Below are 19,696 nucleotides of genomic sequence, written 5' to 3' on the forward strand. Positions count from 1 at the left end.
AGGGTATTTTAAACCTGATGCCCGCCTAGGCTTCGACGACCAAATTTGCATATGCTAATACAAGCCACTTGACCCCATGCTCTCTAAATTTAACCTGAACTCGAGTATGCGCCCCGCTTCCTTCAACTGCCAGGACAACCCCTTGACCAAATTTTGCATGTGATACACTTTGTCCCAAAGGTAAACCTGCATCTTGAGCTTGGGTTTTCGCAATCATCGGCTCTTTATTTCGAGGAGCAAAACTCGTAGAAGCAGGCGATTGGAAACGTGCTTTAACTCGCACCTCGTCCAACAATTCTTGTGGCAATTCCCGTAAAAAGCGAGAGGGGCGATGATATTCTTCACGTCCATACTGTCGTCGTACCTCAGCGTAAGACAAAATTAATTTCTTCATTGCCCTCGTCATTCCGACATAACATAAGCGACGTTCTTCTTCTAAACGCCCAGGCTCCTCCATGGATTGTTTTCCTGGAAATACCCCCTCCTCCAAACCTACTAAAAATACGATAGGAAACTCCAAACCTTTAGCTGCATGCAAGGTCATTAAATGGACTGAACGTTCATAATCATCTGCCTGCATTTCACCCGCCTCTAGAGAAGCATGTGCTAAAAAGGCATTAACTAGAGGTAGTTCCTCATTTTCCTCTTGCTCATAGCGAAATTGCTTCCCGGCATTGATCAATTCTTGCAGGTTATCAAGACGAGACTCTGATTTATCTCCTTTGATCTTACTAAAGTGTGCATGTAAGCCACTCATCTGAATTACTGAGGATAATTGTTCATCCAACTCCATGTCAGCTGTATTGCGTTGTAACTCTTCGATGAGCTCAATAAACTTACCCAATGAGGAACCCGCACGTTGAGGTAAAGCCCCAGATTGGAGTAAATCTTTAGCCGCATGCCATAAAGAAGATTCCTTTGTTTTCGCATGAAGGCGTACATCGTCCAAGGTTTTTTCGCCAATACCGCGCGTTGGGAAATTCACCACCCGTTCAAATGCAGTATCATCCCCGGGATTAACCAACAAACGTAAATAGGCTAAAGTATCTTTAACCTCTGCTCGATCAAAGAAGCGCAAACCGCCATAGATGCGATAAGCAATACCAGCCCGCAAGAGTGCCTCTTCAATTACCCGTGACTGAGCGTTGGAACGATATAAAATAGCGATTTCATCAGCACTAGCGCCTTGATTAATTTCCATCATAATGCGTTCGCTAACGAAGCGCGCCTCTTCCAACTCGTTAAACGCGCTGAATACTAAAATCTTTTCGCCCGCACCACCTGCCGTCCATAAATCTTTCCCCATTCGCGAATTGTTATGGGTAATTAAAGCATTGGCTGCATCCAGAATAGTCGAGGTCGAACGATAGTTTTGTTCGAGGCGAATAACTTGGGTCCCTTTAAAATCACGAGCAAATTGCTGAATATTTTCAACCTTTGCACCACGCCAACCATAAATAGACTGATCATCATCACCCACAGCAAGTACTGCAGTATCTTCTCCGGCTAAAAGGCGTATCCATGCATATTGAATGGTATTGGTATCCTGAAACTCATCAACCAAGATTGCCTGAAAACGCTGTCGGTAATGCGCCAAAATATCTGGATTATCACGCAACAATTCATGCGTGCGGAGTAATAATTCGGCAAAATCAATAACCCCAGCAGTCTGGCAAGCTTGTTCATAGGCTGTATAAATCGCGAGTAAGGTTCTATCAGGGCCATAACTTAGAACGCGCACATGCTGTGGTCGAATGCCTTCGTCTTTGCGGTGATTAATATAGGATTGAGCTTGTTTAACTGGCCATTGCTCCGAATCTAAATTTAACGCAGCAATAACCCGTTTGATTACTCGAGCCTGATCTTCAGAATCCAGAATATGGAATTGCTCAGGTAAATTCGCTTCTTTATAATGACGACGTAACAAGCGATGACATAAGCCATGAAACGTACCAACCCATAAACCCAATACCGGAGTTGCTAGCATGTTATTAAGGCGCGCCCGCATTTCACCTGCTGCTTTATTCGTGAACGTTACCGCAAGAATACCATGGGGTGAAAGCTGTTCCTTCTCAATCAGCCAGGCGATACGGCTAACTAAAACTTTCGTCTTACCACTACCTGCGCCAGCCAAAACCAAAGTATTACCAAGCGGTGCCGAAACCGCTTCGCGTTGTCGCTCATTTAAGCCATTGAGAAGTGCAGCAATACTCATACATTTATTCCAACAAAAAACTGTGGGCGTATTATCATCAATTTAGTATATAAAAACTATAAAAATATTGACTTTTGTCGGTTGAACCAAAGGCCTAATAGCGCTTTCTTATGGAAAAATTATAGCGTAAGGCCTAGGCTGGGCCTGAGGGAGGCCACCAACTTGGCCGAATTTTCGCGCCGTGACCACACGCACCAACACGCTCATCGTACTTATAGATTACCACGGTAAAAGACGGGGGAAGTCGGAGCGTGTTTGGGACATCATTTGATGTTTTCCTTAGCCCCTTGCATTCTGGCCGCTCCCAGAGCAGAATAAAGGACATTAAACTTATTGATTCTTTAAAGGATTAAGATGCATTCTCTCTACCCAGCCATCAAACCGTATAAGCAATATGAGTTGAAAGTCAGCGATTTGCATACACTATACATTGAAGAAACAGGAAATCCAGAAGGACTCCCTGTAATTGTTTTGCATCAGGGACCTGGCGGCTGTTCTGCTGAAGGGTATCTGCGTCGCTTTTTTGATCCCCAGCATTATCGCATTATATTATTCGATCAACGCGGTTGTGGCCGTTCTACCCCACATTTAGAAACAAGAGAAAATACGACTCCTTTATTATTGGATGATATCGATGCTATTAGAGATTTTCTAGGCTTATCCGAATTTGTACTTTCTGGTGGTGGCTGGGGCTCATTGCTTGCTCTACTTTATGCACAAAAATTTCCTCAGCAGATTAAAGCATTATTACTACACCAAATCTTTTTAGGACGCCGGCAAGATGACGACTGGTTCTACCGCGAAGGCGCTAGCCTGGTTTATCCTGATTATTGGCAAGAGTTCATTAGCTGTGTCCCACAACATATGCGCGATGCAATCCCGCAATATTATTCACAATGCTTGCAGGGTGCTAATGATTTAGCCCGCATGAGTGCTGCAAAAAATTGGGCTCTTTGGGAAGCACGTTGCAGTAGCTTACAACCTCATTTATATGTAATTGATCAGTACAGTGACCCACACTTTGCTTTAGCCCTAGCAACACTTGAAACGCATTACATCACGAATAACTACTTTATTGAAGAAAATCAGGTGCTCGAAAATGTCCATAAAATAAGACATATTCCTACCTATATTGTCCATGGTCGATTTGACCTCATATCGCCACTTGCAGCAGCTTATGAATTACATCAGGCGATCCCAGCATCCAATTTGAGAATTGTACGTGATGCGGGCCATTCGGATCGCGAATCAGGGATTATTGATGCAATTATTTATGCGAGTAAAGAAATCTCCAAACAAGGGCCTGATGCATGCTAATTGTAATCCAACGAGTCAGCGAAGCTCGCGTTGATATTGATAATGAAACCGTGGGTCAAATAAACCAAGGACTGATGATACTCTGCGGTTTTGAACCTAATGATAGTTTGCAAACGATCGAAAAGATGCTGCAAAAATGCATCAGCTATCGCATCTTTGATGATGCTCAGGGAAAGATGAATTTAAGCTTGAAAGAGATTAATGGGGGGTTATTACTAGTCCCCCAATTCACCTTAATGGCAGATACTCAAAAAGGACTACGCCCAAGCTTTTCAAACGCTGCCCCTCCCGAACTTGGTCGTCAATTATTTGATCATTTATTGACTCGTGCGGCACAGCTCTATCCAGAAACCCAAAGCGGTTGTTTTGGTGCGAACATGCAAGTTCATTTGTGCAATGATGGGCCGGTTACCTTTTTAATGCAATTTTAAATCTACTCGTTTGCAAGAGCGATAAACTCGTGTAACATCGTTCCTAGGTTGGTTTAATAAGTTATAAAAATCATGCGATTAAAATTAATAAGCATCAGTTTGGCAGGAAGCCTTGCATTAGCGGGCTGTGTAAGTAAAGGAACAAACCCCGCGGATCCTTATGAATCATTTAACCGCAAAGTCTATAAGTTCAATTCGGCACTTGATAAAGTGGTTTTAAAGCCATCAGCCAAAGTATACCGAGCGGTACTTCCAGCCTTTGTTCGTAAAGGTGTAAATAATTTTTACAGTAACTTAGATCTAATCCCTACTGTGGGTAACGACGTATTACAAGCCGAAGGTAAGTGGGCCATTAGAGATACCTGGCGTTTCCTCATTAACTCGACCCTCGGGGTAGGTGGTATTTTGGATGTAGCCCAAGAGTTTGGCCTGCAACCACACTCTAATGATTTAGGACTCACCCTGGCGAAATGGGGCGATAAAAACTCACCTTATTTGGTTCTTCCCTTCTTGGGCCCAAGCACCATTCGAGATGGAGCTGGATGGCTATTCCAATTTGCCCTATACAGCCCTTATGTTTATATTAATGAAGATGCTGTAGTTTACAGCTTACTGGCATTGCGTTATGTTGATTTACGTGCTCAGTTGCTGACTACCGATCGCATTATGGATGAAGCTTTAGATAAATATGCATTCATGCGAGATGCTTATCTACAACACCGTAACTACCTAATTTCCGGTACTAAGCAGGATAATGGCGAACTGTATGTTGATGACGTCGAAGCAGATAAGACTGCGGCAGCAGCTACAACAAATGCAGGTAACGATTACGTGGATGAATAAGTTAATTAATATAGGCTGGGCATGTAAAGCTCAGCATTGTGACTCTGCCTCAAGCTAGGTTTGCTGGGCTTACAGCCCAGCCTGCTGTGCCCTTACCCCAAACAAATACTCTTAAGACTTTGCAAGAAATCACCTGCAATATCCAATCCTGTTTCCGCACTGATTTCCCGTAGGCATGTAGGACTGGTTACATTAATTTCAGTTAAATAATCGCCAATAACATCGATGCCAACAAAGTACAAACCTTTAGCTTTCAATGTAGGGCCAATTTGCTGGCAAATCCAGCGATCACGCTCATTAATTGCAACTACTTCTCCGCGTGCACCAGCGGCTAAATTTCCCCGTAACTCGCCTTGAGCAGGGATACGAGCTAAGGCATAGGGTACTGGTTCACCATTAATTACTAAAATACGCTTATCCCCTGCCGTCTTAATTTCAGGAATATAGCGTTGTGCAATAATAGTTCGTGTCTGGTGCTCAGTGAGCACTTCTAAAATGACAGATAAATTTCGTCCATGCTCATCTACATGAAAAACGGAACTCCCTCCCATTCCTTCCGCAGGTTTAAAAATAACTTCTTGATGCATTTCCCAAAAAGACCGAAGCTTTTTTATATCACGCGAAACCAATGTTGTTGGGCAACATTGCGGAAAATTTAGCGTAAAAAATTTCTCATTAGCATCACGTAAACTTTGAGGTCTATTTGCGACCAATACCCCTTCACGCTCAGCCAACTCGAGTAGGTAGGTTGTGTAAATATATTCGGTATTAAAAGGAGGATCCTTACGCATCAAAATAATATCAAAATCAGCTAGAGCTTTTTCCCCTAAATCATTGGTCTGAGCCCAATCACGGCTATACTCATCACCAATACTGATCTCATAAACATGAGCATAAGCACGCCCCTCACGACAAAATAGATCCTGCTGGGTAAAGTAAACACATGACCAACCCAGCTCTTGCGCTCTTTTAATCATGGCAATGGTCGTGTCTTTATATGGTTTTAAATGCTCTAATGGATCTATTAATACTGCTAATCTCATTTACTCGCCCCCAATTGCATCAATTTCTCGTGCCGCAGCAAGAGCAGCTAAACGAGCAATCACACCGTATACATAAAAGCGATTGGGACAATCAACTACTTCCAACTCATCCGAAGGTATATTACAGGCTTGAGCAAATGCTAATGGCTCAAAATGCATTCCAGGGGCATTCAGATTTTCATCAATACCTCGCTCCTGATGCACTCGATAAAAACCACCAACTACAAATTGCCCGATCATATACACAACCGGCTCGGCAACAGCTCCATTGGGCATGGTTTCAAAGGTGTAAACTCCCTCTTGAATAATCACGCGATCTACCTTTTGGCTGCCTTTAATGGCTGACATTTTAGTACGTTGCTTTCTATTTAATTGGCGCACCTGCTCCGCATTATGCACCATCATCACACTCATGCCATAAGTACCATTATCGGCTTTAATCACTACAAATGGTTTTTCTTTAATCCCATAGGTAGCATATTTATCTTGTATTGATTTAAGAAGTTTATCTACTTCTGTAGCCAGCTGCTCGATGCCTTCCTGGGCCATAAAATCAACCCCATCAATAGCACTGAAATAAGGATTAATGAGCCAAGAATCCATACCCACGAGCTCAGAAAATTCAGCCGCAACCTCATCAAAAAAACTAAAATGGCTAGACTTTAATCGTGAGGACCATCCTAATTTTTCTGTAGGTCTGATTTTTTGTTGCAGCCCTTGTAAAATTTCAGGAATCCCTTGGGATAAGTCATTATTCAACATTAAGAAGCAAGGATTAAAATCCGATAAACCAACACGATCGCCCTGTCTTTGTATTGGCTCAATTAATAAAGTGTCACCACTTTCAAGCGCTATTTCTGTTGGTTCTGTAAGTTCCGGATCCAAACTACCAATACGTACAACAAAGCCCGCTTTACTAAAAATCGTGCGCAATACATGCAAGCTTTGCATGTAAAATTTATTGCGAGTATGGCTTTCTGGAAGCAATAAAATCCGCGTGCAATAAGGCACATAATCAGCCAAAACAGATTGGGCTGCTTGAATACACAAAGGAAGAAAATCGGGATTTAAATTATTAAACCCAGCTGGAAATAAATTAGTATCCACGGGCGCCAATTTGAAACCTGCCTGACGCAAATCAACAGAGGAAGTTAACGGTGGAGGAGTTTGTTTCCATTGTTTCCTAAACCAAGACTCGATTGCAGCAACTTGATTTAAAACAACTTTTTCAACGTGATACAATGGGCCAGGATTAGCTGTGGTTAAATGAGGAACAGGGACTTCAGAAGCGTTCATGTTTTCTCTCTTATTATTTTTATTCACAGCATGTTACCGAGGTTAGCAAAGAAATAAAAGATCTGCGTCATTTTCTGTTATCATATTACGACTTGATTTCTATAGAGAAGGAAGACAACAAGTGATCTCTGAACTGGCAAAACTGTTTACTACTCAAATTCAAACTTTTTTTTATCTGATTATGATAATCAATGGTATTTTGCATTTAGTTTTCGCAGGAGCCGTTGCTCGTGATGCTGGCAGTATGAATCGACTGGGACAAAAAACAGTCCTTGTATCTGCATCAACCTGGGCATTTGCAACTTTGATTGGAGGTGTATTAACCGCAACCATTTACTGGTTATTACACCACTCAACGTTAACAAGACCACCAATAAGAGAAGTACGTTATGACAAACCCTAATATTAAAACAATTGATGTGCATGAGTTGAAAAATAAAATGGAGCAAAATCCTCAATTATGCCTAATTGATGTTCGTGAACAAGAGGAATGGCAATCGGTACGCATACCCAATGCTATTCATATCCCTAAAGACAAAATTACTGCTAATATTGAAGCTCATATGGCGGATAAAAATAACCCTATTTATCTTCACTGCAAAGGCGGTGTACGTTCTTTATATGCTGCTCAGTGTTTGATGGACTTAGGGTACCAAGAAGTTTATTCCGTAGACGGTGGCATCATGGAATGGGCCATGTTTGGTTATCCCATAGAGAGATAATTTGTGCGTATTTAACTGCATCCTAAACACAACGAAGGATCTCCTTAATGAGGTATACTTGTTGGTATAAGTACAATGCCACATCAGCCGATCCTTCGTCGTCAACTCCGCAAGATACCGAAGTATCCTAATCTACTGCATACAATAAACAAATAAGTTATGTTCTTTTTCAGGAGCACTATGACTCTCAGCCTCGCTGGCAATTTGCCCCTTTTCTTCAGAAACAGTTTCGGAGCCAAACATACCTAACTTGCTTACCTCCACTTTAATTTGGCATTCTTTTTTTGCAGAGTCCATGACTTTTTGTTCGAGCGTGGCAATGCGAGCAATTAATTCGCCGATAAAGTCTTCTACAATAAATCCTTCTATTCGTGCACTGGAAAAGACTATGGAAGGCATCATGGTTTTCGAGACTTGAGGCTCTGAATGCTTATCAACCACTAAATATCCTTGTTCGGGATTATGAGGATCTTCATATGTCTGGCTCAAAATAAACTGTTTTAAACAAGTGTACATTGTTGATGCTTCATTATTCGTAGGTTGATTATTACGATTAAAAAGTAGCGCCGACCCCAAAAGGTTATAGAATTTACTATTATCGACGGAAGTGACAAAGGATGCCCAATAATTATTCCAAGAAGCTTTAGCATCATAAGATTGATTAATAATATCGCGAATATAGCATGCAGCAGCATTAAGTAAATATTCACAATTTTCTAAAGCATCAGGTCTGGCTAAAATTTGCTCATCTAAACAACGAATAACCGTTAATAAAAAAGCTACTTGTGAACGTCTTATTGCGGAAATTTTACTGTATTTTTGTTCCCATGTGGTGGGATCTACAGATTTGTCGGTTAAGTACGCATTAATGAGGTCTGTTGCGTCATAATACTTGTAATGCCTTGCTAAAGACTTAATACTATTAATAATATTTTGTTTTAGTAATCCATATTTAACTAATGTAAAAGCCATTTCATTCCTCCGTAAACTTCATAAACTTCTAAACACAGCCATCCTCTACAAAGTACTCTTAACATGCACAGTAGAAAACAACCGCACTCGCTAAGATTTATACCCTAAGGTATCGATAAAAATTGCATTGTCATGAATTCTAAACTAATTAATGTGAGTTCGATATAAAAAATAATGCTATTTTTTATATCAAACCTAATCTATTTTGATCGCCTCCCACTCTTACTTTTGGTTGCATTAGCCTAGTACATTAAGTTAAGTTACACATTCCCCCCAATGGAGGTGTAGTCTTATGAAAAAATATATATGCTCTGCTCTATTAGCCTTGAGTTGTTTCAATACCCAAGCTGAAACAAATCAGCCTAAATTGGTTGTACAAATAGTAGTTGATCAATTACGTGGCGACTTGATTCATAAATATCAACAACAATTCGGTAGCTCAGGATTTAATTCCTTATTAAAGCATTCTATCAATTATAGCAATGCACATCATCCTCATGCGAATACCACTACTTGTGCAGGGCATGCCACAATTTCAACTGGTAGTTACCCTGCAATGCATGGCATTATCAATAATGAGTGGTACGACAGAAAATCCAAGAAAACGATCTATTGCATGGAAGATTTGAAAACGCAAGTTTTGCCCACGCAACATACGAAAACAAGTATTCCCGGACGTTCACCAAGAAATTTATACGCCTCAACTTTAAGTGATGAAGTAATCCTAGCCCAAAAAGGACGCGCCTTTGGGGTTTCATTTAAAGATCGTTCGGCAATAACGCTTACAGGGCACGCTGGTAAAGCTTTTTGGTTTGATACGACTAACGGAGGTTTTGTAACCAGTAACTATTATGCTCGGGAATATCCGAACTGGGTAAAAAATTGGAACCAAGCCTACCAATCCACCAACTTTGACTGGAATTTAAGTAAGCCTAAAACAGAATATCAAAATGCAAATTCCCCTATCTTCCCCCAAGCAGACCAAGCGTTTGGACAGCACTTTCCGCACCATGTGCGACATGAGGAAGATCAAGACTATTTCAAGGCTCTGTCTAAAACCCCAAGAGCAGATCAGTTAACAGCAAGTTTTGCAGAACAATTATTAGCGGAGGAGAAACTAGGATTAAGTGCGAATCAAACCGATTATTTAGCCATTAGTTTTTCCGGAGTTGATGCGATTGGACATCAATTTGGTCCTAATAGCCTGGAAGCCGAAGACAATTTGTTAGAGTTAGATAAAACCTTAGCGCATCTTCTGGAGGCGATTGATAAACAGGTTGGATTAAACAATACCCTGATTGTCCTTACGGCAGACCATGGCGTAAATGATGGTCCGACTTATCTCAAAGCACATAACATTATTGAAATTAAACCTATCAAAATTGCGGAGATGGAACAATTCATTCATAAGGCATTGAAAAAACACTATAAACTCCCTAAAAAAGCCCTCATGTCAGTAATGCCTCCTTATATTTACCTTAACCATCACGTAATAAAAAAACATCACTTAAGCCCTCGTAAAGTAAGTAATTATCTTGCCCAACAATTAACGCTCAAACCTAGAATATTTAAAGCCTACCCCCTTCCAGTTACCCAAATTGAAAAAGATTGGCTTAGCGCAAAAGTGAATAAAATGTATTATCCTTATCGAGCAGGAGACGTCTATATCGTACAACCACCTAATCAATCTAATGGAGCCAAAGGCATTTATCGTATCTCACATGGCAGCCCGTGGAATTATGATAGCTATGTTCCTTTATTATTTGTACACCCAAGCTTTAAAGCACAGCATATTTTCCGTAAAGTTTATACAACAGATATTGCAACGACTTTATCTGCTTTGCTGATGATCAAGGCACCTTCTGCAGCGGTTGGACAACCTTTAGAAGAGGTATTGGCTGCCTTTAATGAAAACACCCAAAATATTTAGCCGTATTAAACGAAGGGAAAATACGGGGCGTTGTTAGCGCAACTCCCTGTATTTCCCCCGAGAATACGAGCCACATTAGCCCACTCCGCAATTAAAGATTGAATTTGATACAAAAAACAATTACCATTTGTACCAAAATTTAAGCGATATCATCATGAACAAAGAAGTCATTATTATTGGGATTTCAGGCCCATCTGCGTCAGGTAAAAGTCTTTTTGCAAATACTATCGTTAACGAGTTAGGCTCCGAGCATGTTGTAGTTATCTCTGAAGATGCGTACTACAAAGATAATGGACATTTGCCTTTCGCTGATCGAGAAAAAATAAATTATGATCATCCCGATTCGTTTGATCATGCGCTTTTATGTGAGCATTTACGCCAGCTCAGAGAAGGTAAACCTGTTGAGATTCCCATTTACTCACATTCAAAGCACCTCCGTTTGCCAGAAACTAGAACTATCGGCAAGCATGCTATTATTATTTTGGAAGGTATTTTACTTTTTAGTGATAAAGAATTACGTGACATTATGGACATTCGAATTTTTATGTCTACCCCTCTTGATGTCTGTCTGACACGACGTTTAAAAAGGGATGTTGTAGAACGCCATAGAACATTTGAATCTGTAGTTCACCAATACGAAACAACCGTACGTCCTATGTACTTGCAGTTTATTGAACCATCAAGCCGTTATGCAGACATTATTGTACCTCGTGGCGGTGAAAATAGGATTGCTATCGAAATGATTCAAGCAAAAATGCGAGAATTATTGGCTTCACATACTAATACCAAATAGTGATAGGAGAATAACTGTGGGTTTTTTAGCTGGTAAAAAAGCACTGATCATTGGTCTTGCGAGCAATCGATCTATTGCTTACGGAATTGCCAAAGCTTTTCATGAGCAAGGCGCTGAATTAGCATTCACCTACCAAAACGACCGCTTAAAGGAGCGTGTTGAGTCAATGGCTGCTGAGTTTAATTCAAAGCTTGTCTTCCCCTGTGATGTTGCTCATGATGAAGAAATTAAAACTCTGTTTGCTAATTTAGGACAACATTGGGATAAATTAGATAACTTAGTTCATTCTGTAGCTTATGCACCTGCAGATCAAATAAGTGGGGATTTTGTGACTTCCTGTACTCGTGAGGGATTTAAAATTGCTCATGATATCAGCGCGTACAGCTTGGTTGGTTTAGCCCAAGCAGCCCTCCCAATGATGGAAGGAACTGAAGGTTCTATCATTACTCTTAGTTATTATGGGGCCGAAAAAGCGGTACCTAATTATAATGTGATGGGTATTGCAAAGGCGAGCTTAGAAGCGTCAGTACGTTATTTGGCATCAAGTTTGGGACAACGCGGTTTACGTGTAAATGCCATCTCGGCAGGCCCAATTAAGACTTTAGCTGCAGCAGGAATTAAAGATTTTCGTAAGATTCAATCTGCTTATGCGAGCATTACACCCCTACATAGAAACGTGACAATTGAAGAAGTAGGTAACACTGCTGCGTTTTTATGTTCAAGCTTAGCATCAGGGATTACTGGCGAGGTAGTACATGTTGACGCTGGCTATCATGCGGTTTCTACTATGAGTGATTTAGCTTAAAGTACTCATCAAATAGGGGTAGCCTTGTTACTTGAAACCGGGCTGCCCTAAGCTTATTATATCTAATATTATTTCAATCGCGCTAAAGTAATTAAATTTGTAATGTTGCCTGAGAGTTTCCAGTAAAGTTAGGCTCTCCCCCCACAGAAAAACTACATTTTAGCTCACGCTCAACAATGATTGGCATTGATTTAATTGATTCCACGGATTGTAGTTGTTGAGAATTATACAGTTCATCAAAGCTATTTATATCAACGGATACTTTTACCCTAAGCCAATGCTTTACCTTTACTGCATTAGGTGTATTTTTCTTTGCTGCATTTTCAGTCAGATATAATTTTCTCTCAGGATACACAGCATGGGGAAAAAATTGTGGGATTTTTTTTTCATAAAAAGGAGCATAGAGAGCAAACTCTCTAACATGCTGCTTAGAAAAAAGTAAGTCTTTTAACTGCCCTATATTTCTTTCTTGAAGACTCGCGTATAAAGATTCTGCGTCAATTTCTCTGTTTAATAGCTCCTTTTCAAGCATAGCAGCACGCACTAGAGGTTGACATAGAGGTTCCGTAAAACACCTTTTAATCCACTGCAATTGCTCTGTAGAAACAGTATAAATAAAACGCGAGACATAACTCACTGTTGCTAATGATTTAGCATCTAAAAACTCTAATATATACCCTATCATTTCTGTAGGTAAGTCATCCATATCTTGTTCATATTTTTAATAAATGAATTATTTATTATACATTGAAACTTCCTTATCATTCAATATTTTTGCCTCGGGATTTAATAATACAGAATTATAACTTTCAACATTTAATGCAGTAATTGACGGAGTAACTACACCCTCGTTGATATTTAGTTCAATTTTACTTTTAATTTTCATTAAAGGAGGAACGGAGTAATTGCCAGATTTTCCTTTAATGTTTTCAGGATTGTCTTCAATTACCAATTGGCCTTTACCATTATTCACTCTTATATCCCCTTCCATATTAATCGAGTAAATAACAGCCTCATAGGAAAACACAACATTACCATTTTCAATGCTCCATCCTTGCTCCAGGCTTGCTGTATTTACCAAAGCAGCAGGATATGGCGTAAACTCACCACTGACCAATAATAGATCTAGAAATCGGTTCATCTCCTGTCCACCATTAGATTGTAACCATTGTTTGATAACTTTTTGGTCTTCTAATGAATAAGAACTACTTTTCACCAAATACTCTAGTAAGTCATCCACTTCTTGATCCGTTTTAGCGGTAATTCCACGGATATATATATCACGCTTAAAGTCTGTATAAGCTTTTGTAGGGTCAGATTTCATTAGTGAGTGATGTGCCTGCCATTCTCCTATGCTTTGATTCATCACCTCACCTAACTCATCATCGAGTGGATAATTATAATTCCACTTTAAAGGAGCTTTTTTAATCTTTTCCTGTTTTTCTTCATTTTTTAAAAACTGATAACGAGCGGAAAGCAAGTCAACCAAAGCATGATGTACCGCACCAAAATACTTTTCAGCCTTGGCTGGAACGGGGCCGGGAGAAGGAGTTCCAATAATCGCTTTTTGTGCTCGCTCATGAATAGGTAGAATGCACTCACCCTTTTCGACCATTTTATCAGCCATAGACATGACTGTTGTACTTGATCGTGAAAAGAATGAAGATTGAGTTCGGATTTTTATGGTTTCAATGTAATGAATCGCTTCGTAAAGCTTAGCAATATTAATTTCATTGCTACTATCTCCAGAAAAACTTTGTTTTAATAAAGATTTAATATAGATAAAGTGCCTGTTAACCGCTTCATCTGGATTTGGAAAATTCTCTTCAATATATGCAATAATTTTATTTACACGGTTATGAACCTCATCAACATTATCTTGCATTATAATTACCATTTAGTAAAACTATATGCATAGCTTAGCTCAGGAAATATTAACTCAATATTAAATAAAGTAGATTAAACACCTCGTTTACACTTTTTTTTCACTTTGACATCAAATTGATTAAAGTTATTAAATTTTTACCATAAAGAATCTTTAAAAGAATCAAAAAGAAAATAAAAAAAGCATTTCATAATATTCTCTTAAGCTCCATTTGTTATTATGAATCATTATATTTGCCTTTAGAAAGTACAGAGAAATGACAGATAAAAAAATAGAAATTGTTGCATCCAGTATTGAGCAGGATCAACAAACCGTAGCTAACCAGTGGGCTAAAACTTTTTTACACAATAATCCCAACGATTTGGGCACGCAAATCATGCAATTATTAGGTGCCTGTGTTGCTGCCGGTGATTTTAAAACTCGTTCTGCCTTTGCTTCATCTGATGAATTACAAGCGCCAAATGATCAATTGACAATCGCTGATTATTTATCGCACGCCAGCCGTATTATTCTCGACCATCAAGGGCTTTCTGCAACTCATAGAGCAGAATTATTAAGCTATTTCCCAGATCCCGACGCACTAAACGCTGTCATTTCTCGCTCAGCCACTCATAGTGTATACCGCAACAAAGAAACTATTGTTGAAGGGAAAGGGCTAATTATCGGTTTAATCGGACAATTACCTACAGTGTTAAATACACCTCGAGATTTTGGGGTCAATATCGCTATGGGTGGTCAAGGCCAACAGAATTTCTATGGTAAAACAATTTCTGACAATGGATTTAGTGGTCATGTTTATTTCCACAAAAATGACGCTGATAATTTGTTAATGGTGGGCCTAGAGCAAAGTGCACCTGCTGCATCTATTTTCGAATTATTCGCTGGACATCAAACGTACAACGAAGAGTTACAACAGAATAAGGACCAATTTGGCCAAGGGCATTCATTAACTGGAGCCTCCGACGTATATACTGCAGCTGCCTCATTATATTTTAGTGATCCAGTGTATCAAGCTAAATTGGTGCTAGAAAAAGGATGTTTCCCCCCTGAAAAATACGGTGCGATGCAAGTTACTTTGACTGATGATAATTGGCCTACTATTAAATGCTTCTTAGATGCACTCAAGCAAGCAACAACCAAAAAATCAGAAGAAGAGCTCCTGCAACATCTTTTGAAAAAACCTGCAACTGCTAGCCCCATAAAACAAAAATGCGTAAGCTACATCGCCCTTGATTTTAAAATTTATTTACAGCGTGTTTATACTGCGTTCATCAAAAACAGCAGTTTAATCCCAGAACAGCAACTGGAATTTCAATTATTACAAAATGAGTTATTAGAACTTATTAAAAAACTCCAGAAAGGCGAGGTTGGCTGTTATGAACACTTTATGAATCTCATCGAACAAATCAAAAAAACTGAATCACTACCTACTCAATATAAAGAAGCTATTGCGCGTATTGATGAACTGTTTAAGTTACAACTTAATCTTGATAGTGGGCTAAATGCTACGCACCAAGAATTAATGTTAAAAGCTCGGTATGAAGCGTTGCAGGAAGAGCGAAATGTGCTTGTGCAAAAAATGGTGGCTGTTAAACAGTACTTTGAATCAGATTATATTAATAAAGATCCAGGGATTTCAAATTTTCTTTTGGAGTTAGAGCATCAAATGTCCTCATTGCTCCAACCCCAGGATTCATTATTCATAACTGAAAATGATTTAGGGCAAAGCATAATCGTAGTCAAACCTGTAGCTAAGGTTAGTGAAGGAAAAGTTAGAGAATTAGATCAGCAAATTAAACAAGGTCGTATCCTCTTAAGCCAAACACCTAAATTGCATTCACAAGCTGCAATGGATGAGCAACAAACATTATTGGTGCAAGAAAAAGAGAGCAGAAGACAACTTGAACAAGAGTTTACAGACTATAAGTTACGTGTGGAAGAAACTCAACAACAACAGCAACAAATGTATTTAGATATGCAACAGCAGCTTCAAGTTGAAATTCAAAAAGCACAACAACAATATGAGCAATTACTAAGACAAGGAAAACTAACGCAAGCACGTATGGCGAGAATTGCTCCGATTCTAAGCGATATTGAGAGCCTGAAGGATCTGAAGGATGACTTCGTGAAGAAAAAACTAGACGGTGCAGAGCTCGAAGCTGGGGAGCTAATTTCTGCTCTTCAGAAGATTATTACTCAATATTGCAATAATCCAGCTGAAGATGAAGATGAGGTCCTTGCTGATTTTAAAAACGAGTGTATCGATGAGTTATTAAAACCCAGAGCAGAATTAGAAAAGCATGAAAGCTATAGGCATATCATTTCAAATATATTATTGGCTATTTCTTTATTAATTGTTGGCTATATCGTAGCCGCCAGTGTGAATCGTGTAGCAACTGGTCGTTATACATTTTTTAATGAAACTGATACTGCATCGACTATAAGAAAGAATGTTGCTAGTTTAGCCATAAAGCGGGAACCGCAAGCGAGTCAGGAGCAAGAGCTAGAGCAAGAGCCAGAAATCGATCCTTTGGTACACTCTATAAAATAGTAATGAGCCTCTTGAAACAAACCTGGTTGCTCGCAACCAGGTTTTCTCAACAGCAGCAAATCAAAGTAGGCCTTCCCGAGGAAGGTAATCTTTTCGTTGCCAGGTAAGGTACGTAAGTGACGAAAGCAATTCAGAAGTGCGAAGCATGCTTCGCTTCGTTCGCAATGAGGAAATTTTTTATTTAATTTAAACTCCATGATCGCTTACAAATTAGATTGTAAGCAACCAAGTCACATTTGTTACAGAATCTCACCTGTCTGCTTAAATACCGCATCAATAGCCATTAAGGACTCTAACAATGGCTTCATCTTATCTAAAGGCCAACTGTTAGGACCATCACTTAAAGCCTGATCTGGATTAGGATGAGTTTCCATAAAAATACCCGAAATACCTGCCGCCACTGCAGCACGGGCAAGAACAGGCACAAACTCTCTTTGTCCACCTGAAACCCCATTATTTCCGCCAGGAAGCTGAACGGAATGAGTTGCGTCATAAACTACTGGACAGCCAGTTTCACGCATAATTGCCAACGAGCGCATATCAGAAACTAAATTATTGTAACCGAAACTTACTCCACGCTCACAAGCCATAATTTGATCATTGCCGCCGGCCTTAGCCTTGGTAATAACATGCTGCATTTCCCAAGGTGCTAGAAACTGGCCTTTTTTAATGTTTACCGGCTTATTCATAGCAGCTACTTTTTGAATGAAATTCGTTTGTCGGCATAAAAATGCGGGAGTCTGCAAAACATCAACGACACTAGATACTTCCACCAAAGGCGTATCTTCATGAACATCGGTTAATACAGGCACCCCAATTTGTGCCTTTACCTTTTCCAAAATCGCTAGGCCCTTTTCAAAACCAGGGCCACGATAACTGGATAAAGACGAGCGATTTGCTTTATCAAAAGAGGATTTATAAATAAAAGGAATATTGAGCTGGCTACATAACTCTTTTAAATAACCCGCTGTTTCCAATGCCAAACCTTCGCTTTCAATAACACAGGGACCTGCGATTAAGAATAAAGGTTTATCTAAGCCTACCTCGAATCCACATAATTTCATGCGTTATCCTTGTTTTGATGTTTAGTCCGCGCAGCAAGTACAAATTGTTTAAACAATGGATGACTGCCCCGTGGGGTTGACGTAAATTCTGGATGAAATTGGCATGCCAAAAACCAAGGATGATCCGCTAGCTCAACCATTTCCACTAAAGTGTTATCTGCGGAGCGGCCTGAAATAACCATTCCATGCTCGACTAAGCTTTCCACAAATTTATTATTCACTTCATATCGGTGGCGATGACGCTCAATAATTTGGGGCTTTTCATAAACTTTGCGCGCTAAAGTACCCTCTTCCAATTGGCATAACTGAGCGCCTAAACGCATAGTACCACCTAAATCGGTATGCTCATCACGTAATTGCTTTGAACCATCGGAATCCATCCACTCATTGATTAATCCAAGCACAGGATAAGGAGTATTCTTATCAAATTCCGTAGAATTTGCTCCAGTTAAACCAACAACATGTCGCGCAAACTCAATTACCGCTGTTTGCATTCCTAAACAAATTCCTAAGAATGGTACTTTACGCTCACGAGCATATTGAATGGCTTTAATTTTACCCTCAATACCACGCTCGCCAAAACCACCAGGAACTAAAATCGCATCCACAGTGTCGAGTAACTCGGTACCGTGCTTTTCAATTAGCTCAGCATCGACATAAACAATTTCTACTTTAGTTTGCGTATGAATTCCAGCATGCAATAACGCCTCATTAATAGATTTGTAGGCATCGTTTAATTCAATATACTTACCAACCATCGCTACTTTAACCGTCATGGTTCGTATCTTTTGCATGTCGACAACGCGTTGCCATTCACTTAGATCTGCTGGTTTAGCATTTAGAGCCAATTTTTTAATAACTATCTCATCCAAGCCTTGTTCATGCAAAATCATTGGAATTTGATAAATACTCGGCGCATCCTCTAATGGGATTACCCCCTCTTTATCTACGTTCGTAAACAATGCAATTTTAGCACGATCAGCCATTGATAGCGCTTTTTCAGAACGGCAAATTAAAATATCTGGTTGAATACCAATAGAGCGTAATTCTTTTACAGAATGCTGAGTAGGTTTGGTTTTCGTCTCACCTGAAGTAGCAATATAAGGCACCAAGGTTAAGTGAATAAAAATCGCCCTTTGTGAACCCAATTCGATACGTAGCTGACGAATTGCTTCTAAGAAAGGCAAGGATTCAATATCCCCAACGGTTCCACCGATTTCAACCATAGCCACATCAAAACCATCAGCACCTAATTTAATGCATCGTTTTATTTCATTAGTGATGTGAGGAATAACCTGGACCGTCCCCCCTAAATAATCCCCGCGTCGCTCTTTTTTAATTACGTTTTCGTAAATTTTCCCCGAAGTAAAATTATTACGTTTTGTCATAATGGTATTTACAAAACGCTCATAATGCCCCAAGTCCAGATCAGTTTCAGCACCATCATTGGTTACGAAAACCTCTCCATGTTGAAAAGGACTCATTGTACCAGGGTCGACGTTAATGTATGGATCAAGTTTGATTAATGTAACACTAAGACCGCGTGCCTCAAGAATGGCAGCTAAAGATGCAGCAGCTATACCCTTCCCTAAAGAAGAAACAACACCGCCAGTAATAAAAATAAAGTTTGTCATATTGACCCCGTTCAAAATGCTGAATCCATTAGGGCCTGTGCCCCTAAATACATGAAAATTACATTCGCATGTAAACGGGATTTAATTCTATCAAAATGCGGATAAAAATGACACCTATTTCTTATCCTATAATTAGATTAATTGCTTTTGAGTAAAAATACCCTGGCTAAACAGAATACTTATAGACATTTTAAA

At 39.6% G+C, this 19,696-nt stretch carries 17 protein-coding genes; 9 read left to right on the plus strand and 8 right to left on the minus strand.

The genetic code is table 11. The annotated features are described in order from the left end of the window. Positions 1-25: 25 nt before the first annotated feature. The gene (uvrD, locus tag E1P08_RS12450) at positions 26-2,215 is read right to left on the minus strand and encodes a DNA helicase II (RefSeq protein WP_133137336.1); all 2,190 of its coding nucleotides are present in this window, start codon (positions 2,213-2,215) and stop codon (positions 26-28) included. A gap of 354 nt (positions 2,216-2,569) precedes the next feature. Between uvrD and pip the strand changes: the two genes are divergently transcribed. From pip to E1P08_RS12465, 3 genes are all read left to right on the plus strand, one after another. Beyond that, positions 2,570-3,532: a prolyl aminopeptidase gene (gene pip, locus E1P08_RS12455; protein ID WP_133137337.1), complete on the plus strand. Its 963-nt coding sequence runs from the start codon at positions 2,570-2,572 to the stop codon at positions 3,530-3,532. Next, the gene (gene dtd, locus E1P08_RS12460; RefSeq protein ID WP_133137338.1) at positions 3,526-3,963 is read left to right on the plus strand and encodes a D-aminoacyl-tRNA deacylase; all 438 of its coding nucleotides are present in this window, start codon (positions 3,526-3,528) and stop codon (positions 3,961-3,963) included. Before pip ends, dtd begins: the two co-directional genes overlap by 7 nt. A 72-nt stretch (positions 3,964-4,035) precedes the next feature. Continuing rightward, positions 4,036-4,806, plus strand: coding sequence for an MlaA family lipoprotein (locus E1P08_RS12465; protein WP_133137339.1), 771 nt, complete (start codon positions 4,036-4,038; stop codon positions 4,804-4,806). Between the two features lie 92 nt (positions 4,807-4,898). On the opposite strand, the gene gshB is transcribed toward E1P08_RS12465, so the two are convergent. Next, positions 4,899-5,849 carry a glutathione synthase gene (gene gshB / locus E1P08_RS12470; RefSeq protein ID WP_133137340.1) on the minus strand — a complete coding sequence of 317 codons (951 nt, stop codon included), beginning with the start codon at positions 5,847-5,849 and terminating at the stop codon, positions 4,899-4,901. After that, positions 5,850-7,145 (minus strand): glutamate--cysteine ligase, encoded by a 1,296-nt coding sequence (gene gshA, locus E1P08_RS12475; protein ID WP_133137341.1) that lies wholly within the window; start codon positions 7,143-7,145, stop codon positions 5,850-5,852. 121 nt (positions 7,146-7,266) lie between these two features. Between gshA and E1P08_RS12480 the strand changes: the two genes are divergently transcribed. Both E1P08_RS12480 and E1P08_RS12485 read left to right on the plus strand, forming a co-directional pair. Then, complete coding sequence (locus E1P08_RS12480) at positions 7,267-7,548, plus strand: hypothetical protein (protein ID WP_133137342.1); 282 nt, start codon at positions 7,267-7,269, stop codon at positions 7,546-7,548. Next, positions 7,535-7,867 (plus strand): rhodanese-like domain-containing protein, encoded by a 333-nt coding sequence (locus E1P08_RS12485; RefSeq protein WP_133137343.1) that lies wholly within the window; start codon positions 7,535-7,537, stop codon positions 7,865-7,867. Before E1P08_RS12480 ends, E1P08_RS12485 begins: the two co-directional genes overlap by 14 nt. Positions 7,868-7,999: 132 nt before the next feature. On the opposite strand, the gene E1P08_RS12490 is transcribed toward E1P08_RS12485, so the two are convergent. After that, entirely contained in the window at positions 8,000-8,839 is an 840-nt protein-coding gene (locus E1P08_RS12490; protein ID WP_133137344.1) for a hypothetical protein, read from the minus strand. A 292-nt stretch (positions 8,840-9,131) separates the two neighbouring features. On the opposite strand from E1P08_RS12490, the gene E1P08_RS12495 reads away from it, so the two are divergent. The 3 genes from E1P08_RS12495 (at position 9,132) to E1P08_RS12505 (ending at position 12,367) form a co-directional block, all read left to right on the plus strand. Next, the gene (locus E1P08_RS12495) at positions 9,132-10,769 is read left to right on the plus strand and encodes an alkaline phosphatase family protein (RefSeq protein WP_133137345.1); all 1,638 of its coding nucleotides are present in this window, start codon (positions 9,132-9,134) and stop codon (positions 10,767-10,769) included. 154 nt (positions 10,770-10,923) lie between these two features. Beyond that, entirely contained in the window at positions 10,924-11,562 is a 639-nt protein-coding gene (gene udk, locus E1P08_RS12500; RefSeq protein WP_133137346.1) for a uridine kinase, read from the plus strand. A 16-nt stretch (positions 11,563-11,578) separates the two neighbouring features. Continuing rightward, positions 11,579-12,367 (plus strand): enoyl-ACP reductase FabI, encoded by a 789-nt coding sequence (locus E1P08_RS12505; RefSeq protein ID WP_133137347.1) that lies wholly within the window; start codon positions 11,579-11,581, stop codon positions 12,365-12,367. A gap of 91 nt (positions 12,368-12,458) precedes the next feature. Here the strand turns inward: E1P08_RS12505 and E1P08_RS12510 are convergent, their stop codons facing one another. Further along, on the minus strand, positions 12,459-13,073 hold the full coding sequence (locus tag E1P08_RS12510; protein ID WP_133137348.1) for an F-box-like domain-containing protein: 615 nt from the start codon (positions 13,071-13,073) through the stop codon (positions 12,459-12,461). A 27-nt stretch (positions 13,074-13,100) separates the two neighbouring features. Beyond that, complete coding sequence (locus tag E1P08_RS12515) at positions 13,101-14,252, minus strand: hypothetical protein (protein WP_133137349.1); 1,152 nt, start codon at positions 14,250-14,252, stop codon at positions 13,101-13,103. A gap of 256 nt (positions 14,253-14,508) precedes the next feature. Between E1P08_RS12515 and E1P08_RS12520 the strand changes: the two genes are divergently transcribed. After that, positions 14,509-16,803, plus strand: a complete 2,295-nt coding sequence (locus E1P08_RS12520) for a hypothetical protein (protein WP_133137350.1) — start codon at positions 14,509-14,511, stop codon at positions 16,801-16,803. Positions 16,804-17,042: 239 nt separating this feature from the next. On the opposite strand, the gene kdsA is transcribed toward E1P08_RS12520, so the two are convergent. Together kdsA and E1P08_RS12530 are read right to left on the minus strand one after the other, a co-directional pair. Continuing rightward, a complete protein-coding gene (kdsA, locus tag E1P08_RS12525) occupies positions 17,043-17,867 on the minus strand; it encodes a 3-deoxy-8-phosphooctulonate synthase (protein WP_133137351.1) in 825 nt (274 codons plus the stop codon). Then, positions 17,864-19,501, minus strand: a complete 1,638-nt coding sequence (locus tag E1P08_RS12530; RefSeq protein WP_133137352.1) for a CTP synthase — start codon at positions 19,499-19,501, stop codon at positions 17,864-17,866. Before E1P08_RS12530 ends, kdsA begins: the two co-directional genes overlap by 4 nt. Between the last annotated feature and the right edge of the window lie 195 nt (positions 19,502-19,696).

The sequence above is a fragment of the Legionella rowbothamii genome, from assembly GCF_900639985.1.
In the GTDB taxonomy this organism is placed as follows: domain Bacteria; phylum Pseudomonadota; class Gammaproteobacteria; order Legionellales; family Legionellaceae; genus Legionella; species Legionella rowbothamii.